This window comes from Streptomyces sp. NPDC026417, assembly GCF_055567695.1.
The window spans coordinates 1-1,845 of record NZ_JBVHPY010000114.1 but is presented as its reverse complement, the minus strand read 5'-3'; the positions used below and the strand labels follow the sequence as shown (position 1 = coordinate 1,845).

Here is a 1,845-nt window from a genome sequence, read left to right as displayed (position 1 = left end):
TTAGAGAAGGCGGGGCGTACGCCTGCCGTTGGCGTGTCATCTCTACAAAGCTACAGACACCGACGCTTACCCCGGCAGGTCGTGTTTCTGGCGTCACGCAGATAGAGTCCATGTGTGCAGGCACAGATGCTTCTCGAGCGTCTCGTTCTGATTGTTTCCCTGGCTGCCCCTCCCGCCGCCGCCACATACCTCCCCCAGGAGACAACATGACGGCGGCAGGCGTTCTGCGGAAAATCGAGCGGGGGGCGCGGTCCTACTCGATAGATCTGCAGACGGGCGAGACGACAACTTGGGCAGGTCATCTCGCTGATAGAAGTTGATCACAAGAGGCTATATCTGCACACGAGTGATTGGTACTCAATCGGTGTCACGGACGGCCTTTTGGCGCGATGGTCGCCAGCGTGCGATTCATACCTGAACGGTTCTTCCACGCCTTACAAGTTGGTGCGTGGTAGCGGTTGGGTCGTGCCTGCCCGGTCGTGGTCTATATTGAGATGATGTCTGTGCGGTTGGAGACGAGGCTGGCGATGGCCTGGTCGGTGTGCGGAGGGGGTCGCGGCGGTAGGTCCAGCGCTGGAGTTGTTTGTAGCGTTTGTGTCGGCGAGGGCGTGTTCGACGGTGATCCGTCTCGATGAGTGGTCGTGTCGCTGGCGTTCTCGGAGTTCGACAAAGGGTGCTGGTACCCCTGGTCGCAGTTTGCGTGGGGGCCGAGGGCTTTCCCCCGGTGGTCTCGGCTGAGGCCGAGGTTGAGGCTTCGCTCGCCAGGCGGTCGGGGTTGTCGCCGGCCGCGGTCAGCAAGGCTGCTGCCGTGTCCGGACCGACACCGTAGAGCTCCAGGAGCTTGGGTGAGCAAGCATCGATCGCTGTGCTGATCCGTGCCGTGAGGTCGTTGATCTCCTCGGTGAGGCCCCGCCTCTTGGGCGGCAACGGACCACGAGCCGTTGTCCTGCTGCCTGTCGGTTTCCGCCTCGTAGCGTGTGTTCGCCGTGGATCGACGTTCCCGACTGCACGGTGGTTGGGGCGAGGCCGGCGTAGGAGGCGAGGTGGCGGCGCTGAGGACGAGCTGGCGTTGTCGATGGTGGCCAGGTGGACTGCGGCGGTCCTGACGCCGATGCCGGGCATCGAGGTCAGGACCTGGGAAAGAAAGAGGGTCGCCTCCAGCAGGGCTTTGATCCGGGCTTCCAGCTTGCGGCGGCCTGCCTTGCGCAGAGCGGCCAGGGATCCGGTCTTGGCCTCGCTGAGGTCGGCGATCCGACGCGTAGCGAGTCCGGGAAGGTAGGCGACCTGGCAGCCGGCGTTGCGGGCGACCGTGAGGGGGAGGGCGCCGATGGAAGCGGGCCGGTCCACGACCACCAGGACGGTGCCGAGCTTAGCCTTGAGTTTGTCGAAGCGGCCCGCAGTTGGGGTTCGCTGTTCGGCAGAGCCTTGACGAAGACGGTCTTCCCGGCTGGGATGAGTCCGTGGCCGTGATGCGCTCCCTTGCCGACGTCCAGGCCCAGGAAGACGCCCACCGCGTCGATGCTGATCACCGTGCCCCCACATGCCTCGAAGCGTGCCGGCCTCGGCGGTCGGGGCCGTTCCCGCGCATCCACACCATGCAGACCTGCCGCCCGCGAACGACCAGGCATTGCGCCCGGCCACGCGGCGGCCGAATTTCTGACTTTGTTGAATCGGCACCAGATGTGCGGTCTGCAGCCGTAGCGTCCGGGGTGCCGACCGGCACGGGCTCGCGTGACCTCCCTCATGCGGCCCCCAACTCAAGCTGACTCATGATGAGTTCGCCGCTGCCGGCCAGCACCCGCGCGGTGTGGCTCGACAGAGGTGTGACCAATGGACGCTGAGACT

Annotated in this window: 1 pseudogene; it reads right to left on the bottom strand. The window is 65.1% G+C overall.

Features of this window, described 5'->3' with window-relative positions:
• Window positions 1-953 precede the first annotated feature (953 nt).
• A pseudogene (locus ACZ4NT_RS39265) lies at window positions 954-1,529 on the bottom strand (IS110 family transposase); the annotation flags it as partial.
• Between the last annotated feature and the right edge of the window lie 316 nt (window positions 1,530-1,845).